15 protein-coding genes are annotated in these 19,988 nt (G+C 68.2%); 4 read left to right on the top strand and 11 right to left on the bottom strand.

From position 1 onward, the window contains the following. The first annotated feature begins 9 nt into the window (after window positions 1-9). On the top strand, window positions 10-234 hold the full coding sequence (locus GGR89_RS14820; protein ID WP_125976267.1) for a hypothetical protein: 225 nt from the start codon (window positions 10-12) through the stop codon (window positions 232-234). Between the two features lie 6 nt (window positions 235-240). Here the strand turns inward: GGR89_RS14820 and GGR89_RS14815 are convergent, their stop codons facing one another. Together GGR89_RS14815 and GGR89_RS14810 are read right to left on the bottom strand one after the other, a co-directional pair. Continuing rightward, the gene (locus GGR89_RS14815; protein WP_125976265.1) at window positions 241-1,227 is read right to left on the bottom strand and encodes an SGNH/GDSL hydrolase family protein; all 987 of its coding nucleotides are present in this window, start codon (window positions 1,225-1,227) and stop codon (window positions 241-243) included. A 31-nt stretch (window positions 1,228-1,258) separates the two neighbouring features. After that, window positions 1,259-2,155, bottom strand: a complete 897-nt coding sequence (locus GGR89_RS14810) for an iron-containing redox enzyme family protein (protein WP_167712995.1) — start codon at window positions 2,153-2,155, stop codon at window positions 1,259-1,261. Window positions 2,156-2,402: 247 nt separating this feature from the next. Here GGR89_RS14810 and scpC point away from each other — a divergent pair, with 247 nt between their 5' ends. The 3 genes from scpC to GGR89_RS14795 all read left to right on the top strand — a co-directional run bounded on the left by scpC (window position 2,403) and on the right by GGR89_RS14795 (window position 7,639). Further along, window positions 2,403-3,911 (top strand): succinyl-CoA:acetate CoA-transferase ScpC, encoded by a 1,509-nt coding sequence (gene scpC / locus GGR89_RS14805; RefSeq protein ID WP_125976261.1) that lies wholly within the window; start codon window positions 2,403-2,405, stop codon window positions 3,909-3,911. Between the two features lie 141 nt (window positions 3,912-4,052). After that, window positions 4,053-5,276: a GGDEF domain-containing protein gene (locus GGR89_RS14800; protein WP_167712993.1), complete on the top strand. Its 1,224-nt coding sequence runs from the start codon at window positions 4,053-4,055 to the stop codon at window positions 5,274-5,276. 47 nt (window positions 5,277-5,323) lie between these two features. Next, window positions 5,324-7,639, top strand: coding sequence for a GH92 family glycosyl hydrolase (locus tag GGR89_RS14795; RefSeq protein ID WP_125976256.1), 2,316 nt, complete (start codon window positions 5,324-5,326; stop codon window positions 7,637-7,639). Between the two features lie 203 nt (window positions 7,640-7,842). Here GGR89_RS14795 and cobA read toward each other — a convergent pair whose 3' ends face one another. The 9 genes from cobA to GGR89_RS14750 all read right to left on the bottom strand — a co-directional run bounded on the left by cobA (window position 7,843) and on the right by GGR89_RS14750 (window position 19,922). Further along, the gene (cobA, locus tag GGR89_RS14790) at window positions 7,843-8,652 is read right to left on the bottom strand and encodes a uroporphyrinogen-III C-methyltransferase (protein WP_125976254.1); all 810 of its coding nucleotides are present in this window, start codon (window positions 8,650-8,652) and stop codon (window positions 7,843-7,845) included. Then, entirely contained in the window at window positions 8,645-11,230 is a 2,586-nt protein-coding gene (locus GGR89_RS14785; RefSeq protein WP_125976252.1) for a nitrate reductase, read from the bottom strand. The genes cobA and GGR89_RS14785 overlap by 8 nt, the downstream gene beginning before the upstream one ends. Continuing rightward, the gene (nirD, locus tag GGR89_RS14780) at window positions 11,227-11,553 is read right to left on the bottom strand and encodes a nitrite reductase small subunit NirD (protein ID WP_125976250.1); all 327 of its coding nucleotides are present in this window, start codon (window positions 11,551-11,553) and stop codon (window positions 11,227-11,229) included. The genes GGR89_RS14785 and nirD overlap by 4 nt, the downstream gene beginning before the upstream one ends. 5 nt (window positions 11,554-11,558) lie before the next feature. After that, on the bottom strand, window positions 11,559-14,060 hold the full coding sequence (gene nirB, locus GGR89_RS14775) for a nitrite reductase large subunit NirB (RefSeq protein ID WP_125976248.1): 2,502 nt from the start codon (window positions 14,058-14,060) through the stop codon (window positions 11,559-11,561). A gap of 192 nt (window positions 14,061-14,252) precedes the next feature. After that, window positions 14,253-15,458: an alginate export family protein gene (locus tag GGR89_RS14770; RefSeq protein WP_125976246.1), complete on the bottom strand. Its 1,206-nt coding sequence runs from the start codon at window positions 15,456-15,458 to the stop codon at window positions 14,253-14,255. A gap of 56 nt (window positions 15,459-15,514) precedes the next feature. After that, window positions 15,515-16,762: a nitrate/nitrite transporter gene (locus tag GGR89_RS14765; protein ID WP_125976245.1), complete on the bottom strand. Its 1,248-nt coding sequence runs from the start codon at window positions 16,760-16,762 to the stop codon at window positions 15,515-15,517. Between the two features lie 259 nt (window positions 16,763-17,021). Continuing rightward, entirely contained in the window at window positions 17,022-18,233 is a 1,212-nt protein-coding gene (locus GGR89_RS14760; RefSeq protein WP_125976243.1) for a CmpA/NrtA family ABC transporter substrate-binding protein, read from the bottom strand. Beyond that, window positions 18,230-18,814 carry an ANTAR domain-containing response regulator gene (locus GGR89_RS14755; RefSeq protein WP_125976241.1) on the bottom strand — a complete coding sequence of 195 codons (585 nt, stop codon included), beginning with the start codon at window positions 18,812-18,814 and terminating at the stop codon, window positions 18,230-18,232. The genes GGR89_RS14760 and GGR89_RS14755 overlap by 4 nt, the downstream gene beginning before the upstream one ends. Before the next feature lie 562 nt (window positions 18,815-19,376). After that, a complete protein-coding gene (locus tag GGR89_RS14750) occupies window positions 19,377-19,922 on the bottom strand; it encodes a hypothetical protein (RefSeq protein WP_125976239.1) in 546 nt (181 codons plus the stop codon). Window positions 19,923-19,988 lie beyond the last annotated feature (66 nt).

The following is a 19,988-nucleotide window of genomic DNA, read 5'->3' as shown; positions in this document are numbered from 1 at the left end:
GCTTATCCCATGCGCATCCTCCCCGTTCTGCTCGTGCTGCCGCTGCTGGCGGGGGGATGCGTGGTGAAGACCGCCGCCAAGGTCGTGACGCTGCCGGTCCGCGCCGGCGGCCAGGCAGTTGACTGGGCCACCACCAGCCAGGACGAAGCCGATCGCAACCGCGGCCGGGAGATGCGCAAGCGCGAGAAGGAGTGCCGCAAGCATCCCGAGCGCTGCCAGAACGCGCAGCGCTAAGGAGGTTCAGTCCGGCTTGCCCACCGCGGCCTCGACCAGGTCCGCCATGCGCTGTTGATCCGCCAGCGAGGGGTGGAAGTTGCAGCCGGTTAGCGCCAGCGTCGGCACTTCCACAGCGCTGGCCTTCGTCTCCGCGGCCACCGCGCGGACATCGGCGATGAAATTGGCGGCGCCCATCAGCAGGAAATGTGCACCCGGATTTGCCTGCTGCAAGCGGCGGACGAACGCGACATAGCTCGCCCGATAGTCGGCCCGCAGCGCCGCCTCGTCCTTCCACGCCTCGCCCGCATGCACCGGGGTCGAAAAATCGTTGGTGCCGAGGTTGAGGACGATCAGCTGCGGCTTCCAGCCGTCGCGCGCAGCCGCGGCAGGCTCGCCGGGGATCGCGCGCGGATAGAGCACCGGCAGCGTCTCGCCCGGGTTGCCCCCGGCATAGTTGCGCACCACGCCGCGGCCGGAAAAAGCGATCACCCGGTAGTCCGCGCCCCATTTCTTGGCGAGCAACGGGCCGAAGGCGAGCGCGGTGTTGGTCGTGTCGTGCACCGCTTCGGGCGTGCAGGTGCGGCTGTCCGAGGTGTCGCCATAGCCAACGCTGTGCGAGTCGCCGATGAACTCCACGCGCCGCGCCCGGACGATCGGCGACAGCGGCGTTCCGTTCGTGGTGATGCCGAGCATGCGGCTATAGCCGCTCTGCGTCTCGGTGAGCTTCTCGACGCGGATGACATGCTCGCCCTCGCCCAGCCCGTCGAAGCGGCGCTCGACGCGGCCCGGTTTCTGGAGCACGGCGCGCTCGACACCGTCGATCAGGATGGCGAGATGGTCGGTGCCGGCCTCGACCGAGACCGTCACCGCCGTTCCCTTGAACCGCCCTTCGAAATAGACGCCCGGCCAGCCGAAGCGGCCATCGGCGGTCACCCGCCCGCCAGCATGGAGCGGCACGGGGGTTTCGGCGGGCGCGAGCATCAGCGCGGCGGCAAGGGCTAGGCGAAACATAGAGCCTGCCTAGCAACCGCCATCGGCCGCGTCAGCCCCAGAGACGCTCGCGATAGGCCTCGAAGCAGCGCGCACCGCAGCGCAGACGGATCAGCGCGCCTTCGGCCATCGCGGTTGCGCGCCGGGGATCTTCCTCCACGGCCGGGCGGATCGCCTCGCGGTTCCAGTCCTCGCTGTGCTTGATGTCGAGCACCGCGTGCAGCGTGAAGTAGCGCGCTTCCTTGGGGCTCAGCCCGACGCGCTTAAGTCCCTCGGCGGTCGCCGCCGAGCGGCCCGGGGCGGTCAGCTCGATCACGCCCAGCGCGCCCACCGAATGCCAGGCATAGCGGCGGCTGCTCGCCATCGCGGTCATCGCATTGGCGAGACACAGGCTTTCCCACACGGTGTTCTCGATCACCGGCGTCACCGCCAGCGTCTCGACCAGCGCGTCGAGCATCGGGCCGTGCATGCCCTTTTCGGTGCCATGCCCCATCTCGTCCCAGTAATTGCGCGCGAGTTCGAGCTTGGGCCGGGTCGGCAGCTTGACCTGGGTCATCGCGACCAGGTCGTCGAACCCTGCCTCGCCGGCGGCCTCCTGCTCGAAGAACCATCGGAGTTGGTCTCGATCGGCCTGCTCGGCGAGCCACGGGAAGAGCGGATCACCCTGCCCCGGACCGGTCGCCTTCAGCCCCTCGAACCAGGCGATGAAGCCGTCGCCATCGGTCGGCGCCGCGGCGGCCTCGTCGATCACCTCGGCACGCAACTCTTCCAGGAACGCGCCCTGCAGCCGCTCCATGCGAACATCGCGCTCGAACAGGCGCTGCCAGTCCTCGGACGGGAAGCCGGGCTCCAGCCGCTCCCGATTCCAGTGGGCGAGGCCGCGCTGGAAGCTGTCGGTCAGAAACTGCGAACGAAGGCGTGGCGCGAAATCGCGCGCGAGGGTAGCCATGGGGAATTCTCTCTCCTGCTTGGCCGCCTAAACCCCCGGCCGAAGGGGGGAGTTCCGATCGATTCACGTAGATCAACCACTTGGCAGACGCCGATCGGTCCTGGTCACCGAGCGTCACGCGCTGCGCGCGCCCTCGCCGTCCCGCATGCGCCGCGTGCATCCACCCGTACCAAGTAGGTAATTGCAACAATTGCACGCGGCTCGGTAGGGCTGCATCGCCGCCAACGATGCAGCTCTGAGAGGATCCATGTCGCGTATTGCCCATCCCGGACTGGCCGCAAAGGTCACCACCGCCGAACACGCCGCCTCGTTCATTGCCGACGGCATGACGGTGGGGATGAGCGGCTTCACCGGCTCCGGCTATCCCAAGGCGGTGCCGATCGCGCTCGCCGCGCAGATCGAGGCCGAACATGCCGCCGGCAAGCCGATGCGGCTGAAGGTGTGGACCGGCGCCTCGACCGGCCCCGAGCTCGACGGCGCGCTCGCCCGCGTCGACGGCATTTCCGCCCGGCTGCCCTATAATTCCGATCCGATCGCGCGCGAGAAGATCAACGCCGGCGAGATGGATTATGTCGACCTCCACCTCAGCCAGGTCGCGCCGCTTGCCTGGGAAGGCTTTCTCGGCCCCCTCGACGTCGCGGTGATCGAAGTCGCCGGCATCCGCGAGGACGGATCGCTGATCCCGTCCTCCTCGGTCGGCAACAACAAGACCTGGCTCGATGTCGCCAAGCGGGTGATCCTCGAGGTCAACAGCTGGCAGAATCCCGCGCTGGAGGGGATGCACGACATCTATTACGGCACCGCGCTGCCGCCCAACCGCGTGCCCATCCCGCTCACCGCGCCCGACCAGCGCATCGGCCAGCCGACGCTCCGCTGCGATCCGCACAAGGTGATCGCGGTGGTCGAGACCAACGCCCCCGATCGCAACCTGCCCTTCGCCGCACCCGACGCCAGCGCGCTCGCCATCGCGCAGCACCTGATCGAATTCTTCCGCCATGAAGTCGGCAAGGGCCGGTTGCCGCCGTCGCTGCTGCCGCTGCAATCGGGCGTGGGCAACATCGCCAATGCGGTGCTCGCCGGGCTGCTGACCGCGCCGTTCGAAAACCTCACCGCCTATACCGAAGTGCTGCAGGACGGCATGCTCGACCTGCTGGCGGCGGGGAAGTTGCGCATGGCGAGCTGCACCGCCTTCTCGCTGAGCCCGAACGCCGCCGAGCGGCTGAACAAGGATCTCGATACGTTCCGCGACCGGATCCTGCTGCGCTCGCAGGAGATCAGCAACCACCCCGAAGTGGTTCGCCGCCTAGGCTGCCTGGCAATGAACGGGATGATCGAGGCCGACCTGTACGGCAACGTCAATTCCACCCATATCATGGGCTCGCGCATCCAGAACGGCATCGGCGGATCGGGCGACTTTGCGCGCAACGCCTATATCTCGATCTTCATGTCGCCTTCCACCGCCAAGGGCGGGGCGATCTCCGCGATCGTGCCGCACGTCAGCCATGTCGATCACATCGCGCAGGACGTGCAGATCGTGGTGACCGAGCAGGGCCTGGCCGATCTGCGCGGGCTCGCGCCGCGCAAGCGTGCCGAGCAGGTGATCGAACGCTGCGCCCATCCCAGCTACAGGCCGATGCTGCGCGACTATTACGAGCGCGCGCTGGCCGGCAGCTATGGCAAGCAGACGCCGATGCTGCCCGGCGAGGCGCTCGCCTGGCACCAGCGCTTCGTCGATACGGGGTCGATGCGAAGCTGAAACGCGGGCAGCCGGGGAACGGGATCTTCACCGCTGCGCATCTATAATGGACCAGGGCGACGTTGGCCCAGGCAGCATTTCGGATGACGACGCGTGAAGATTTTCCTTCCTTCCGGGACCCCTGACCCATTGGAGCAGCAGATGCTGCGGCGCTCGCGGTTTATCATCCTCGCGCTCCTCCCCGTCCTGCTCGCCTATCTGCTCCATCCGTTTGTGCCGCAGGGCGATATCCGATTGATCCTGCACGTCGTCGGGATCGGCGGCTGCATCCTGGCGCTGATCGCCCTGGTGACGGGCGCACCCCGCGTTCAGGCGGCGCTGCGGTCGCGCCGCGAGGAGGCGGATCGCGCCCATGCCGAGCGCAAGCAGATCAATCATCTGTTCCGCATGACGGAGATGCTGCAGAGCGCCAACGGCTATCCGGACGCCAATGCGGTGCTGGAAGCGACGATTTCCTCGCTGCTCGATGGCTTCGGCGCGGCGCTGTACGTGTTCAACAATTCGCGCGATCGCCTAGAGCTCTCGGGCGCGTGGCACTGGCCGATGGACGAGGCTCTGCGCCCGATGCTCACGCCTGCACAATGCTGGGCGCTGAAGCGGGGAAAATGGCACCTGAACGCCGATACGCGGGGCGCACTGCGCTGCGAGCACCATCTTTCCGGCATCTCGGTGCTCGAACTGCCCATGGCGGCGCATGGCGAGATCCAGGGCCTGTTGAAGATCGCCACCGGCCGCGACGATCCGGTGGCCGAGCTCAAGCGTATCCAGCCGCTGGCCGCGGTGATCGCCGATGCCATGTCGCTGGCGGTATCGAACATCGCGCTGCGCGAGAAGCTGCGCACCCAGGCGCTGCGCGATCCGCTGACCGGGCTGTACAACCGCCGCTACATGGAAGACGCGCTCAGCCGCTATGCGGGCCTTACCGAGCGCAGCGGCACCCCCTTATCGGTGATCATGATCGACCTGGACCATTTCAAGAAGCTCAACGACGAATTCGGCCACGCCGTCGGCGATGCGGTGCTCCGCGAAACCGCCAGCACCATCATGAGCGCGCTGCGCACCTCGGACGTCGCCTGCCGCTATGGCGGCGAGGAGTTGCTGGTCATCCTGCCCGAATGCGGGATAGCGGAAGCGAGCGCCAAGGCCGAGATCCTGCGCGAGCGTATCGAGGCGCTGTCGACCACCCACGACGCCAAGATCTCCGCCTCGTTCGGCGTCGCATCGATGCCCGAAAGCACCCGCTCCGTCGCCGATCTGCTTGGGCTGGCCGATGCCGCACTGTACCAGGCCAAGGGGGACGGGCGGAACCGCGTGGTCGCCGCACCCAGCCGCGAAATGCCGATGCTGCCGCTCGCCGCAGAGTGATCGCGGGCGGGCTTCCGTCCTGAGCGTTGCTCGGTTAAGCCTTGGCAATGCAGGGGACATTTCAGCGCGTCGCGCTCGCACTCGCCGCCACGTCGCTTCTCGCGGCACCGCTCGCCGCCCAGACCGGCTATGAGCATGCCGATCCGCTGGTTGGCACCGGCGGCGAGGGCCACACCTTCCCCGGTGCCGTCGCGCCCTTCGGCATGGTGCAGCTGAGCCCCGATACCGATACCGGCTGCGCGATCCGCGAATGCTATGGCCACGCCGCGGGCTATCGGCACGGTGACCCCACGATCCAGGGCTTTTCGCTGACCCACTTCTCGGGCGCCGGCCATTCCGATCTCGGCGACTTCCTGATCGCGCCGGTGGCCGGTGACACGGTGCCGCTGGAGCCGGGCGACCCCAAGAAGCCGGGCTCGGGCTATCGCTCGCGCTTCACCCATGCCGACGAAGTGGCGCGGCCGGGCTATTATGCGGTGACGCTGCAGGACCAGGGCGTGCGTGCCGAGATGACCGCGGGCACCCGCGTCGCGGTGGAGCGCTATGCCTTCCCGGCCGGCAAGGCGGCGCATCTCGTGCTCGACCTGCGCAGCTCGCTGTACAATTATCCGGGCAAGATCCTCTGGTCGTCGGTACGGGTGCGCCCCGACGGCACGATCACCGGCGCGCGCGAGACCCGCGGCTGGGCGCCGGCGCGCAAGCTGTTCTTCGCGATCCGGCCCTCCGCACCGCTGAAGACCCACGCCTTCGTCGACACCGAGGGCAAGGTGCCCTATCGCGGCTTCCAGGGGCCGGGCCGCGGCGATGACGGCGTCGCCCAGCTGCAGGGCCGCGCGATCGTCGCGCGTCTCGATTTCGGGATGCTCGACCGCCCGCTCGAACTGCGCGTCGCGCTGTCCAGCGTCGACGAGGATGCCGCGCTCGCCAACCTCGCCAGCGAGGCCGGCGACTTCGATGCCGTCCACGCCCGCACCACCGCCGCGTGGAAGCAGGCACTGGGCGCGATCGAGGCGCAGGGCAGCGACACCGCGCTGCGCAACTTCTACTCGGCCTTCTACCACACGCTGATGGCGCCCAGCGTCTTCTCCGACGCCGACGGCCGCTATCGCGGGCCCGACGACCAGGTCCACCAGGCCGAGGGCTTCACCTTCCATTCGACCTTCTCGCTCTGGGATACCTTCCGCGCCGAGCATCCGCTGCTGCTGCTCGTCCAGCCTGAGGCGCGCAACCGCGACATCATCCAGTCGCTGATCGCCAGCCAGCAGGAAAGCCCGTTCGGCATCCTGCCGGTCTGGCAGTTCCAGGGCCGCGAGACCTGGACGATGATCGGCTATCACGCCGTGCCGGTGATCGCCGACGCCTATCTCAAGGGCCTGCGCGGGTTCGACGGCAAGGCGGCGCTCGACGCGATGGTCGCCAGCGCCACCTACGGCCCCTATGGCGGGCTCGACTGGTACCAGAAGCTTGGCTACGTCCCTATCGACAAGGAGCCGGAAGCCGCCTCCAAGACCGTCGAATATGCCTATGACGACTGGACCATCGCCCGCATGGCGCGCGCGCTGGGCCGCTACGACCTCGCCGCGACGTTCGACAAGCGCGCGGCCAACTGGCGCAACAGCTTCGACGTGAAGACCGGCTTCCTGCGCGCCCGCAAGAGCGACGGCGCGTACCGCACGCCCTTCGATCCCACCGCGATCAACTATGGCTCGGACTATACCGAGGGCAATGCCTGGCAATATTCGTGGTTCGTGCCGCAGGACCAGGCCGGGCTGTTTCGCCTGATGGGCGGCGACGCGGCGGTGGTCCGCAAGCTCGACGCGATGTTCGATTTCGACAATTCCAAGCTCGACTACAGCCATGCCGAGGACATCGCCGGGCTGATCGGCCAATACATCCACGGCAACGAGCCCAGCCACCATGTCGCCTATCTGTACAGCTATGCCGGCCAGCCCTGGCGGACGCAGGAGCGGCTGAAGCAGATCGTCGACAGCCAGTACAAGCCGACGACGGACGGCCTCGCGGGCAATGACGATCTCGGCCAGATGTCGGCCTGGCTGGTGTTCACGATGCTGGGCTTCTACCCGGTCGCGCCGGGCTCCAACCAATATGTGCTCGGCCGGCCGTTCCTCGAGCGCGCCACGCTGACGCTCCCCAACGGCAAGCGCTTCACGGTGAGCGCGCCGGGGCTGTCGGAGGCGAACCGCTATGTCGGCAACGTGACGCTGAACGGCCGCAAGCTCGACCGGCAATTTGTGACGCACGAGGAGCTGATGCGCGGCGGCGAACTGCGCTTCGCGATGCAGGCGACGCCCAACCGGACGGTGGTGCCCGCGGCGGGCCGGCCGTATTCGATGTCGCGCTAATCCTCTTCCTTGAAGGCCATCGGGACGTCGCGAGATGCGGCAGTTCGAGGAGAGGTGCTGTCAGAAAAATATAGCGCCTGACCGGCTTCGGGAGATCGCCCGCGTTTATCTCCCGGGCGCTCGACCGTTGGACGGGCGTCAACGAGAGCCCCACATCCCTGGGCTCCGGTCGCACGGCAGCTTCGACCGCGAGCCGACATCGGTCAGGCCGTCACAGCCCGAATTGCGCTCATAGCGTCACTGGTTCCATTGGATCCGGAGCTGCCCATTTGCGCGCTGTTCGCCACCGCAATCGCCTCGCCCACCAGGATGAGGGTAGGCTGATCGTTGGAAAAACCGGCGACGGCGATATGCAGAAGATCGAGCCGGGTATGCAGCAACCGCTCGCTGCTGAGGCTGACATCGCAGGCGAGCAGCACCGAGGTCGCGCCGGATAGCCCCGCGGCCTGAAGGTTCCGGCTGATTTCCGCCGCTGCGCTGCGGCCCATGTAGAAGACGGTGGTGCAGTAAGGATCGGCCAGCGCCGCCCAGTCCAGATCGAGGGGCGCGTCGCCGCGCTTGTGCGCAGTGGCGAACTGCACCCGCCGCGCGAGCCCCCGCAGCGAGAGCGAAACGCCGGCGGAAGCCGCCGCAGCACTGGCGGCTGTGATGCCCGGGCAGATCCGCACCTGCACCCCGGCATGGACGAGCGCCGAGCACTCCTCCATCGATCGGCCGAAGATCGAGGGATCGCCGCCCTTCAGCCGCACCACCCGCTCGCCCGCCAGCGCTGCGGCGACGAGCAGGTCGTTGATCGTCCCCTGCTCCTTGGAATGCCGGCCGGCGCGCTTGCCCACCGGCACCTGCCGCACCGATGCGGGGATCAGCGCCAGGACGCCGTCGCCGACCAGCGCATCGTAGAAGACGATCGTCGCGGTACGCAGCAGCCGTTCGGCCTTGCGGGTGAGCAGGTCGGGATCGCCGGGGCCGGCACCAACCAGCCAGACGCTGCCGGCGGGGAATTCGTCAGCCATGCGCGACCTCCTTGGCCATGTCGTTGAGAATGCGGGCAAGCGCCGGGCGGCACGATCCGCAATTGGTGCCCGCCCCCAGGGCCGCCCCGATCGCAGCGACGTCCTGCAACTGCTGATCGCGGATCGCGGCGATGATGCTGTGCAGACCGATGTCGAAACAGGCGCAGAGTACGGGCCCGCGGTCGCTCCTGCGCCCGGGCGCGCGGCCGGCGAGCACCTGTGGGCCCTGTGGCTGGTGAAGCTGGCCGATCAGCCAATCGCGGCTCGGCAATTCCCCGTGGCGGGTGACGAACAGCACCGCGGCAAGCAGGCCGTCGCGCAGGACGCCCACGCGGAGCGTGCCGCGCGCAGGATCGCTCGCCTCGATCCGCTCTCCGCGAGGCAGCCCCCGATCGAGCGCTGCGGGCTCGCCGGTCCCGGCCAGCTCGTAGATCACGCCGCCGGGTACCGTCACGCGCGTCGCCCACAGGCAGTCCGGGGCCGGTGCGTCCCCGTGCACGATCAGGAAGCCCCGCCAGTCGACCACGACCGGCGAGATCCGAGCAGGCGAGAGCTTGAAGCCCGGCTGGCCCGAATGCGGATCGGCGAGATCGCGCGCAAGCACTCCCGTGCGACCGCCGCGCGCCTGCTGATCGGTCCAATGGATCGGCGTGAACAGCTCGCCGCGGCGCTGGCCGGGATGGTGGGCCGCGCGAAACAGACTTTCGCCCTGCGGCGTCGTCACCCGCGCGAGCGCACCGTCGACGATGCCAAGCGCAGCGGCGTCTTCCGGGTGGATTTCGACCAGCGGCTCCTCGCGGTGCCGGGCGAGCTTCGGCGAAAGGCCGGTGCGCGTCATCGTGTGCCATTGGTCGCGATAGCGGCCCGTGTTGAGCGTCATCGGCCAGTTGCGCAGCGGCGCATCGAGCGGGCGCTGCGCAACCGATACCAACCGGGCGCGACCATTGTCGGTCGGGTACCGCCGGTCGGCGAAGGGCTGCGGGTTCCACGAGAAGGGCGCCATCACGTCATAGGCTTCATTGCCGATTGCGGCCCTGGCCGTGAGGTCCAGCATGCGAGCGCCCTGGTTGCGATAGGCGGTCAGGCGGGCATGCTCGCGCCAGATCTCGGCCGGGCGATCATAAGCGAAGGCGGTGCGGAACCCCATGCGCCGGGCGACCTGGGTGACGATCCACCAGTCGGGCTTGGCCTCCCCGGGCAGCGGCAGAAAGGCGCGCTGACGGCTGATCGTGCGCTCGGAATTGGTGACGGTGCCGTCCTTCTCTCCCCAGGCGGCTGCGGGCAGGCGGACATGGGCGTGCACGCTGGTGTCGGTCTCGGCGACGACGTCCGACACGACGACGAACGGGCACGCGGCCAGCGCCTCCCGCACCCGCCCGGCATCGGGCATCGAGACGGCAGGGTTGGTCGCCATGATCCACAGCGCCTTGATCCGCCCCTCGCCCACCGCGCGGAACAGGTCGACGGCCTTGAGGCCCGGCTTGGTCGCCATGCGCTCGGCGGCCCAGAAGCGGCCGACCTCGGCAATGTCCTGATCGCCGAAGCCGCGATGGGCGGCCAGCGTCGAGGCGAGCCCGCCCACCTCGCGCCCGCCCATCGCGTTGGGCTGGCCGGTGATCGAGAAGGGCGCCGCACCGGGCGTGCCGATCCGGCCGGTGGCGAGGTGCAGATTGAGGATCGCGTTCACCTGATCGGTGCCGCGGATCGACTGGTTGATGCCCTGGCTGAACAGCGTCACGGTGCACGGATGCGCGGCAAAGAGCTGGTAGAAGCGCTGGAGATCGGCCGGCGCGAGATCGCAGGTCTGGGCAGTGGTCCACAGATCGTGCCCGTCCCCCAGGGCTTCCCAGAAACCCTCGGGCGCGTCGAGGTTCACGGCATCGGCCAGTCCTTCGGCGCGGCAGTGCGCGAGCAGGCCGTTGAACAGCGCGACGTCGCTGCCGGGGCGCAGCGGCAGATGCAGATCGGCCTCTTCGGCGGTTTCGGTACGCCGCGGATCGATCACCACCAGCTTGGTGCCGCGCTCGGCACGGGCCGCCATGATCCGTTGGTAGACGACCGGATGGCACCAGGCGGTGTTCGACCCCACCAGCACGATCAGGTCGGCAGCATCGAGGTCGGCATAGCTGCCCGACACCACATCCTCGCCGAACGCGCGCATGTGCCCGGCGACCGCGCTGGACATGCACAGCCGCGAGTTGGTGTCGATGTTCGCCGATCCGATGAAGCCCTTCATCAGCTTGTTGGCGACGTAATAATCCTCGGTCAGCAGTTGGCCGGAGACGTAGAAGGCGACGCTGTCCGGCCCATGCTCGGCAATCGCCTCTCGGAAGCGGCGGGCGACGAGGTCGAGCGCCTTGTCCCAGCTCGCACGGCGATCGCCGATCATTGGGTGGAGCAGGCGCCTCTCCAGACCGACCGTTTCTCCGAGATGCGTGCCCTTGGAGCAGAGCCTGCCGTGATTTGCGGGGTGCTCCGGATCGCCCTCGATGCGGACGGCGCGCGCGTCGGTGACGGTCGCGCGGATGCCGCAGCCGACCCCGCAATAGGCGCAGGTGGTGCGGACGGCCTCGCTCACGCCGCCGCCCGCACCGGCATCGCGAGCAGGATGCGCTCGCCCTCCACCCGCACCGGCACCACCGGCGTGCAGCCGGCATCCTCTCCCAGGGCAGCCCCCGTCGCGAGCGAAATGCGCATATTGTGGAGCGGACACGCCACCGCGTGTCCGTGGACGATCCCGGCGCTCAGCGGTCCGCCCTTGTGCGGACAACGGTCTACCAGCGCAAAGACCTGGTCGTCATGGGTGCGGAACACCGCGACCGGCTCCCCGCCCAGCGTGAGCGTGCGGCTGCCCCGCAGCGGCAGGTCGGCGAGCGTGCCGATATCGATCCAGTCGGTCATGGGCATCACTCCGCGGCGGCGAGCAGGGGCTGGTGGAGACCGGCATCGGCGCCGGCGACGCGATCGGCCCAGGGGTCGTCCTGGCTGAAGGATTGCGAGTGCCAGAAGCGCGCGGCGAGGGCGTCGCGACCTACTTCGTCTTCGACGACGCGGGCCTTCACATAGCCGAGCCCGATGCGCTCGATCCACGGCGCGGTCCGCTCCAGATAGCGCGCTTCCTCGCGATAGAGCTGCACGAAGGCGGCGGCGAAGTGCATCGCCTCCTCCTCCGTCGCCACCTTTACCAGCAGGTCGGTGGCGCGGACATGGATGCCGCCATTGCCGCCGACATGCAGTTCGTAGCCCGAGTCGACGCACACCACGCCGAAATCCTTGATTGTCGCCTCGGCGCAGTTCCGCGGGCAGCCGGAGACCGCCATCTTGAACTTGTGCGGCATCCAGCTGCCCCAGAAGCCCCGCTCCAGCTTGATGCCGAGCCCGGTCGAATCCTGGGTGCCGAAGCGGCACCATTCGGAGCCGACGCACGTCTTCACCGTCCGCAGCGCCTTGGCATAGGCGTGCCCCGAGACCATCCCCGCCGCGTTCAGATCCGCCCAGACGGAGGGCAGGTCCTCCTTGCGGATGCCGAAGATGTCGAGCCGCTGGCCGCCGGTGACCTTGACCATCGGCGCGTTGTACTTCTCCACCACATCCGCGATCGCGCGCAACTCGGCGGGCGTGGTCACCCCGCCCCACATCCGCGGCACCACCGAATAGGTGCCGTCCTTCTGGATGTTGGCATGGAGCCGCTCGTTGACATAGCGGCTCTGCTGGTCGTCGACATATTCGCCCGGAAGCGCGCAGAGCAGATAATAGTTGAGCGCCGGGCGGCACGAGGAACAGCCGTCCGGCGTCGACCAGTGCAGCGTCTGCATCACTTCGGGAATGGCGCGCATGCCCTGCTCGACGATCGCACGGCGCACCTCGTCATGGCCGTAGCTGGTGCATTTGCACATCGTCTTCGGGCCGGCCTGGACGCCGTCCTCGCCCAGCGTCAGCGCGAGCAACTGCTCGACGACGCCGGTGCACGATCCGCAGCTCGCCGAGGCCTTGCACCCGGCCCGCACCGCATCGAGGCTGCACGCGCCGCCGGCGATCGTCGCGACCACCTGCCCCTTGGAAACGCCGTTGCAGCCGCAGATCTCGGCATCGTCCGAGAGCGCCGCAACGGCCGCCTTAGGGTCCGCCAGCCCCCCTCCCGAGGCGAAGGCCTGGCCGTAGATCAGCACGTCGCGGATGGGGGCAACGTCCTCGCCCTTCTTGAGCAGATCGAAATACCAGCCGCCGTCGCCCGTGTCGCCGAACAGCACCGCGCCGATGATGCGATCGTCCTTCAGCACCACGCGCTTGTAGATGCCGCGCGCCGCGTCGCGCAGGACGATGTCCTCGCAGCCTTCGCCGCCGGAGAAGTCGCCCGCCGAGAACACGTCGAGCCCGGCGACCTTCAGCTTGGTCGAGGTGACCGAGCCGCGATAGGGATTGGCGCGCGCGACCAACCCGTCGGCGAGGCTGCGGCACATGTCCCACAAGGGCGCCACCAGCCCATAGCATTGGCCGTCATGCTCGACGCACTCGCCCACCGCGAGCACGTCGGCATCGCTGGTCACCATATGGTCGTCGACCTGGATGCCGCGCCCCACCGCCAGCCCTGCCTCGCGCGCCAGCTTCACCGAGGGCCGGATGCCGACCGCCATCACCACCAGCTTGGCCGGAATGACGCGACCGTCCTTGAGCTGCACGCCCTCGACCTTGTCCTCGCCGAGGATCGCGGCGGTGTCCGCGCCGGTGAGGATCGTCTGCCCGCGCGCCTCCAGCGCCGACTTGAGCAGCCAGCCGGCCGCCTCGTCGAGCTGGCGTTCCATCAGAGTCGGCATCAGGTGGAGCACGGTGACCTTCATCCCGCGCAGGGTGAGGCCGTGCGCCGCCTCCAGCCCGAGCAGCCCGCCGCCGATCACCACCGCGTCGCCGCCCCCGCCCGCCGCCGCGAGCATCGCGTCGACATCGGCCATGTCGCGGAAGCTGATCACGCCGGCCAGCCCGTGCCCCGGCACCGGGATGATGAACGGATCGGAGCCGGTGGCGATCAGCAGCTTGTCATAGCCGGTGACGCGGCCCGAACGCGCGGTGACGGTGCGCGCGACGCGATCGATCGCCACCACCGGATCGCCGGCGACCAGCTCGATGCCGTGCTGCGCATACCAGGCATGATCGTTGATCACGATCTCCTGGAACGTCTTCTCGCCCGCCAGCACCGGCGACAGCATGATCCGGTTGTAGTTCACATGCGGCTCGGCGCCGAAGATGGTGACGCGAAAGCGCGTGCCGTCGCGTGCCAGCAGTTCCTCCACCGCGCGGCATCCGGCCATGCCGTTGCCGATGACGACGAGATGCTCGCGGGCTTCGGCGGGCGCCGTCGCCTGTGCGGGGCCGTCATCGGCCAGGGTCGTGCCGGGGTCGAGAAACTCCATCCGCTTCGCTCCAAAACGAAAAAAGCCGCCATCCGGCGCCCGGATCTTGCGAACCGAGCGCTGGATGGCGGCTTTGCCATCAACAGGACCACGTTTGCCCATCTTCGGGCGGACGTGGCTATGTGCGAAGGACAGCCTTGTCCTTCGCGTTGCAACATAAACCGATTCGCGGAACCGCTCAAGCGATTCCGCTCAATAGGTCCAATCCAGCTGCAGCCAGAACTTTCTGGTATCCGTAGCCAGGCGATCGGCGTCATACCAAGCATAGCGCGCCGACAGCAGCGTCTTCTTCACCTTCACCGTCGCGAGCAGGTCGATCTCGTCGCCATAATGCTGGCCCAGCCGGTCGCTCTCGAAGCGGTGCCAGGTCGCCTGCAGCGTCAGCGCGTCCACCCTGCCCAGCTTCTTCCAGCCATAGCCGCTGCCGGCATAGAGGTCGCGCACGCCATTGGCCGGGGTGGTCAGGAACTTGTCGGCCCAGCCCTGGAACTTGAAGTTGGTGCCGAGCGGCGTCTGGAAGCTGGTGAGCGCAGCGCCCTTATCTGCGCCCAGCACCTCATAGCCGGTGTTCAGCTTCCAGCCGCGCACGTCCAGCGTGGCGTCCACCAGCCAATAGTCTGCGGTGTAGCGGTTGGGGTTGCGGTGATAGTCCGACTGGGTCGCCCAACTGAGCTGGTAACCCAGCTTCACCTTCGGCCCCAGCGCGCGGCTGCCCGCCAACCGCGCGCCATAGGTCTGGCTGGCGAGGCGATAGCCCTGCACCTCCGCCTCGTCCTGGTCGACCAGATAGGCAAAGCCGGTCAGCGTGCCGATCGGCGTTGCCGCCGAGAGATTGGCGAACACATTGTCACCGCCCACGCCCCGCTGGCGCGCGCCGCGCCCGTCGGTGCCCCAGATGGTCCGCACGTCCCAGGCATAGGTGAGGTCGAGCTTCACGCCCTTCAGCGGCGCCAGCTCCGCGCGCACCGCGTCGAAGGTCTGAGCGTTGTTGCGAAAGGCGACATTGCCGACGAAGCGCTCGTCATCGAGCGCGATGCGCTGGCGTCCCGCGGTCACCGTCAGCGGCTTGGTGCGATATTGCAGCTGCGCGCGGTAGATCGCGACGTCCTGCGGATCGGCGACCAGCGGCCGGGTCGCGGCCCCGTGCAGCCCGTCATGATAGTCGCCGACCAGCGCGAGATTGCCCTGCGCCTCGCCCAGCGCCGCCCAGGGGCCCTGGCTGAGTTCGGCACCGGCGCGCACGCGCAACGTCCAGGCATCGGCCGACGGGTCGAGCCCGTCCTGGTCGACATGCTCGTAGCGCGAGCGCGCCTCGATCAGTGGCTTCACCGCGATGTCTTGCGCGCAAGCGGGCCCGGCGGCAGCCAGCGCGGCCGCCGTGTAGAAGATGGTTCGCATGAAAGTTCCCCCGAAACCGAGCGGCGCGGCTGGTACCGCGCCGCCCTCCTCTCCGATCAGATTCGCGCGCCGCTGGTCCAGCGGGCCCGCCACGAGGCCTTGACCAGCATCAGGCCCAGCAGTGCCAGCAGCGCCAGCCCGGCAAAGATCAGGAAGCCCGGCGCAAAGCTGCCCGCCAGCTGCTTGGCGAGGCCCAGCGAGGAAGCGAGGTAGAAGCCGCCGATGCCCCCGGCCATGCCGACCAGCCCGGTCATCACGCCGATCTCCGCCTGGAAGCGCTGCGGCACCAGCTGGAACACCGATCCGTTGCCGGTGCCCAGCGCCAGCATCGCGACGACGAAGCAGCCGAGCGCCATCGGCAGCGTGGGCGCGACGCTCACCCCCGCCAGCGCGGCGGCGGCAACCAGGAACACGCCCGTCAGCGCCTTCACGCCGCCGATCCTGTCCGCCAGCGCGCCGCCCAGCGGCCGCACCAGCGACCCGGCGAACACGCAGGCCGCGGTGCAATAGCCCGCGACGATCGTGCTCAGCTTGAACTGGTCGGTGAAATAGATCGGCAGCGATGCCGCCAGCCCGACGAACCCGCCGAAGGTGACGGCGTAGAAGCCCATCAGCCACCAGGCGTCCGCCGACTTCAACGGGTGGAGATATTCGACCAGCGTCTTCGGCGCGGGTGCGTTGGGTGCGTCCTTGGCCATCGCCAGGTAGAGCAGGAAGACGATGGCGAGCGGGATGCAGGCCAGCCCCAGCACCGCATTCCAGCCGAACAGCTTGGCGAGCGCGGGCGCGAACAGTGCGGCGAGCACGGTACCCGAATTGCCCATGCCCGCCAGCCCCATCGCCTTGCCCTGATGCTCGGCGGGGTACCAGCGGCTGGCGAGCGGGAGCGCGATCGCGAAGCTCGCGCCGGCAAAGCCCAGGATGACGCCCAGCGCGAGCGTGCCGCCGAAGCTGTTCACGCCCAGCAGGTACGCCGAGAGCAGCCCACCGATGACGATGATCTGGCTGATCGCACCCGAGCGCTTCGGCCCGATCCGGTCCACCAGCAGGCCGTTGACGACCCGGAGGAAGGCGCCGGCAAGCGTCGGCGTCGCTACCATCAGACCTTTCTGCGCGGCGGTGAGATGCAGCGTCTTGGCGATGTCGGGCGCGAGCGGCCCGAGCAGCACCCACACCATGAAGGCGAAGTCGAAATAGAGGAACGCGGCGACCAGAGTCGGCCAATGCCCGCTGCGCCAGAAGCTGCCGTCGCTTGCCTTGATGGCCCGTTTACCCACGCTTCGATCCAGAAATGCCGTTGCCATGATGACTTCCCCAATGCCGATCTGAAAAGGACAAGAAAAAAGCCGCTCGCCGGACGTTCGCATGGAAGCGAAATCCGGTCAGCGGCTTTGCTGCGTTCAGAGGGGGAGGCAGTCCCCGGCGTTGGGGTGCCCTCCCGATGGGCGCGCATCCTTGCGCGACTCCGGGATCATCGCGCGGATTGCGGCGTGCTGCAAGTGCGAAGTTTCACGCGCGAGGCTGCTAAAGAGCCTCTCCTCCAACGAGGAGGGGCTAAGCTGTTCAGCGTGTTCCGGAGAACCCCGCCAGATACTCGTTCAGCCGCTCCGGATCGAACACGCGGCCGTCGAAAAAGCGGTCGGGCCCAAGCGTCAGCGCCCCGCGATGCGCGCCGACGCCGATCGGCGACGTCACCGCGCCTTCCAGCTTCATGCTCGCCCCCGGCATCGCTTCGCCGCTCGCGCCCAGCGCGCGGCGGTAGATGTCGGGCCGGAACACCGCGCCGGCCGCCACCTCGGCTTCGGCGCTGGGCTCCGCCTGATGCCAGCGGACGAGCTGCGAATAGATCCACAACGCCTGGCTGCGCCAGGGGAAGGCCGTCGCCTCGCGGTGGAACAGGAGGAAGTCCGCCTGCGCGACCGGCGGCGCATCCGCGCGCGGGATCACCTGCCCCGCCAGCCCCGCCTCGATCAGCTCGGCCGGTTCGCCGACATAGGCGTCGCGGGCGAGCAGCGCCGCCAGCTCGCCACGGTTCGCGGGATCGTCGCACCAGCGCGCCGCCGCCGCCAGCGCCACGAGCAGCCGGTCGACCGTCTCGGCGTGCGCCTCCATCCAGTCGGTGCGCAGCGCCAGCACCTTCTCCACGCCGCGTTGCCAGATCCGCGCGCCGATCGCCACGGCCTCGGCCAAGCCTTGCGCGATCGCCGCCGCCGGCCAAGGATCGCCGGCGATGAACCCGTCGATCTCGCCCAGCCGCATCGCCTCGACGGTGAGCGAGGGCGGCAGCACCCGCAGCACCACATCGCGCTCGGGATCGATGCCGACGCTGCCCAGCCAATAGCGCAGCATCAGCGCGTGGCCGGAGAAACGGTGGACGATGCCGATGATCGGCTTGCGCCTGAACAGCCCGATCGCCGCGGCGAAATCATGCCCTGTGCCCAGCGGATCGGCGAGTCGCGCCGGCAAGTCCTGCTCCAGCGCGGCCGCGAACTCGCCGGACATCACCAGCATGTTCCCGTTGCTGTTGAGCTTGAACGGCGCCGACAGCGCCGCGGGCTGCTGGCTGAGCCCGAGCGTCACTGCCACGGCCAGCGGGGCCAGCATCTGCGCCGCCTGCACCTGGCCATAGACGAGCCGGTCGCGCAGGGTCGCCCAGCTGGTCGTCCTTACGAGTTCGAGATCGATCCCCTGCGCCTCGGCGAACCCCTTTTCGCGCGCGGCGACCAGCACCGCGCTGTCGGTGAGCGGCAGGAAGGCAGCGCGAACGGGCGTCATGCCGCACCTCCGCCCAGCAGGCTGCTGGCGGTGATCAGCGCCTCGGCGACGTCGACCAGCCGGCGGCCCTGGTTCATCGCGGTTGAGCGCAGCAGCGCATAGGCATCGGCTTCGTTCAGTCCGCGTTGAGCCATCAGGATCGCCTTGGCCTTGTCGATCGTCTTGCGATTGGCGAGCGCGGTGCGGGCCTCGTCCAGCTCGCTCTGCATCCGGGAAAAGGCGGTGAACCGCCGCACCGCCAGCTCGAGGATCGGCTTCACGCGATCCTTGCGCAGCCCGTCCACCACATAGGCGGAGACGCCCGCATCGATCGCTGCGCCGATCATTGTGTCGTCGGACTGGTCGACGAACATCGCGATGGGCTTGGCGAGCGCACGGCTGACGAGCAGCATTTCCTCCAGCGTGTCGCGACTGGGACTACCCAGGTCCATCAGCACGACGTCGGGCGCCATCCGCTCGATCCGGGCGACAAACGCCCCGCGCGGCGGCACGAAATGGATGTCGTCATAGCCCGCCTCGCGCAGGCCCTCTTCAAGAACCGACGCCCGCGCTCCGCTGTCATCAACAATGACGATCCGCACCCCGTCGCCTTTCGCAGTCGCAGAACGGACTGACAGCAAAGCGCAGACGCGTCAAACCGGCGGCTAAAGCCGGTGGCGCGGAAGTGGCCTGCCGATCGGCGCAAACCGGGGTTGGCGGCACCAGCCATGGCGAACAGGCACAGAAAAACCGCCTCAGGGGTTCCTGAAGCGGTTTGGCATGTGTGGAATTGGTTGCGGGGGCAGGAACCATTTTCAACCCAAGATCGACATAAGTACCGGAATTTATGGAATAATGTTGCTCATTCCATGCACTGCACCCCGATAAATACCCCTCCAAGCAGCAAGTGCGCCAAAACGGCCGCAACCCGGGTTCAACTGAGTGTGGCAGGCGGTTGCCGAGCAACGTGCCCAGCAGCTTCCGCATAGCCGCTGGGTAGCTGAGATTAGCTGGTCCAGCATTAGAGACGGCGCTCGTGGTGTCATCCGAAGCGTTCGTGATCGTGCCGTTCGCGATTGCCGACTGCGTGGCGCCGGACCGCTTGCCGTTCGAGAGATTGCCCGAGACCGAAACCGCGCCCGTGCCCCGGTGCCGGGCGAGGTGCTAGACGAACACCGGACGCGTGACGTCGGGCATGTCGTCATAGGCGCGCAGGATGCACTGGCGCGGATCGGCTTCGCCGCCGAGCTGATGATGGACGATCTTGAGCCAGGTGGCCGCACGGATATACTGTCCGCTGCCGAGCCACCGCTCTTGGAGATGGGCGCGCAGCATCTTGCGCCCCGCCGCGACCAGCGCGTCTTCGTCGAAGGACTGGAGGGCGGTATAGTGTCGGCACAACGCATAGCCGAAGTCGCGCGGCTTGAGGGTGCCGCCAAGCTTCACCGGCCCGGACGTGCCGGTCCATCGCTCGTACATCTCGATGCCGGCCCTGTAGATGTCGTTCTCGGGCCCGAACTCAACCTTGGCACGCGGCCCCGCCCCGAGCGTGAACGCGAGATAGTCGTCCAGCCCTTCGCGGACGATCTCGTTGGTCGGCCAAGGGCGCTCGGGGAAGCGCCACCGCGCTTCTTCGAAGCAGCGGGCCAGATCCCATTCATAGCTGCTGTCGTTCCCGGAGTGAACCGCGCCGGGTTTGCCGGAGGCCATTAGATGTGAGTCACGCCGCCATAACGATCTGCTCAGCGGCAGCATAGTAGTTCGCTTCGGCTTCGG

It is taken from the genome of Sphingomonas trueperi, assembly GCF_011927635.1.
Classification (GTDB): domain Bacteria; phylum Pseudomonadota; class Alphaproteobacteria; order Sphingomonadales; family Sphingomonadaceae; genus Sphingomonas; species Sphingomonas trueperi.
The sequence above is the reverse complement of the archived record's forward strand: the minus strand, read 5'-3'. Positions and strand labels throughout refer to the sequence as shown.

What these genes read in the sequence shown, in the direction of transcription:
- GGR89_RS14820 (WP_125976267.1), top strand. Translation starts at nt 10, where the DNA reads ATGCGCATCCTCCCCGTTCTGCTCGTGCTGCCGCTGCTGGCGGGGGGA.
- GGR89_RS14815 (WP_125976265.1), bottom strand. Translation starts at nt 1,227, where the DNA reads ATGTTTCGCCTAGCCCTTGCCGCCGCGCTGATGCTCGCGCCCGCCGAA.
- GGR89_RS14810 (WP_167712995.1), bottom strand. Translation starts at nt 2,155, where the DNA reads ATGGCTACCCTCGCGCGCGATTTCGCGCCACGCCTTCGTTCGCAGTTT.
- scpC (WP_125976261.1), top strand. Translation starts at nt 2,403, where the DNA reads ATGTCGCGTATTGCCCATCCCGGACTGGCCGCAAAGGTCACCACCGCC.
- GGR89_RS14800 (WP_167712993.1), top strand. Translation starts at nt 4,053, where the DNA reads ATGCTGCGGCGCTCGCGGTTTATCATCCTCGCGCTCCTCCCCGTCCTG.
- GGR89_RS14795 (WP_125976256.1), top strand. Translation starts at nt 5,324, where the DNA reads ATGCAGGGGACATTTCAGCGCGTCGCGCTCGCACTCGCCGCCACGTCG.
- cobA (WP_125976254.1), bottom strand. Translation starts at nt 8,652, where the DNA reads ATGGCTGACGAATTCCCCGCCGGCAGCGTCTGGCTGGTTGGTGCCGGC.
- nirD (WP_125976250.1), bottom strand. Translation starts at nt 11,553, where the DNA reads ATGACCGACTGGATCGATATCGGCACGCTCGCCGACCTGCCGCTGCGG.
- nirB (WP_125976248.1), bottom strand. Translation starts at nt 14,060, where the DNA reads ATGGAGTTTCTCGACCCCGGCACGACCCTGGCCGATGACGGCCCCGCA.
- GGR89_RS14770 (WP_125976246.1), bottom strand. Translation starts at nt 15,458, where the DNA reads ATGCGAACCATCTTCTACACGGCGGCCGCGCTGGCTGCCGCCGGGCCC.
- GGR89_RS14765 (WP_125976245.1), bottom strand. Translation starts at nt 16,762, where the DNA reads ATGGCAACGGCATTTCTGGATCGAAGCGTGGGTAAACGGGCCATCAAG.
- GGR89_RS14760 (WP_125976243.1), bottom strand. Translation starts at nt 18,233, where the DNA reads ATGACGCCCGTTCGCGCTGCCTTCCTGCCGCTCACCGACAGCGCGGTG.
- GGR89_RS14750 (WP_125976239.1), bottom strand. Translation starts at nt 19,922, where the DNA reads ATGGCCTCCGGCAAACCCGGCGCGGTTCACTCCGGGAACGACAGCAGC.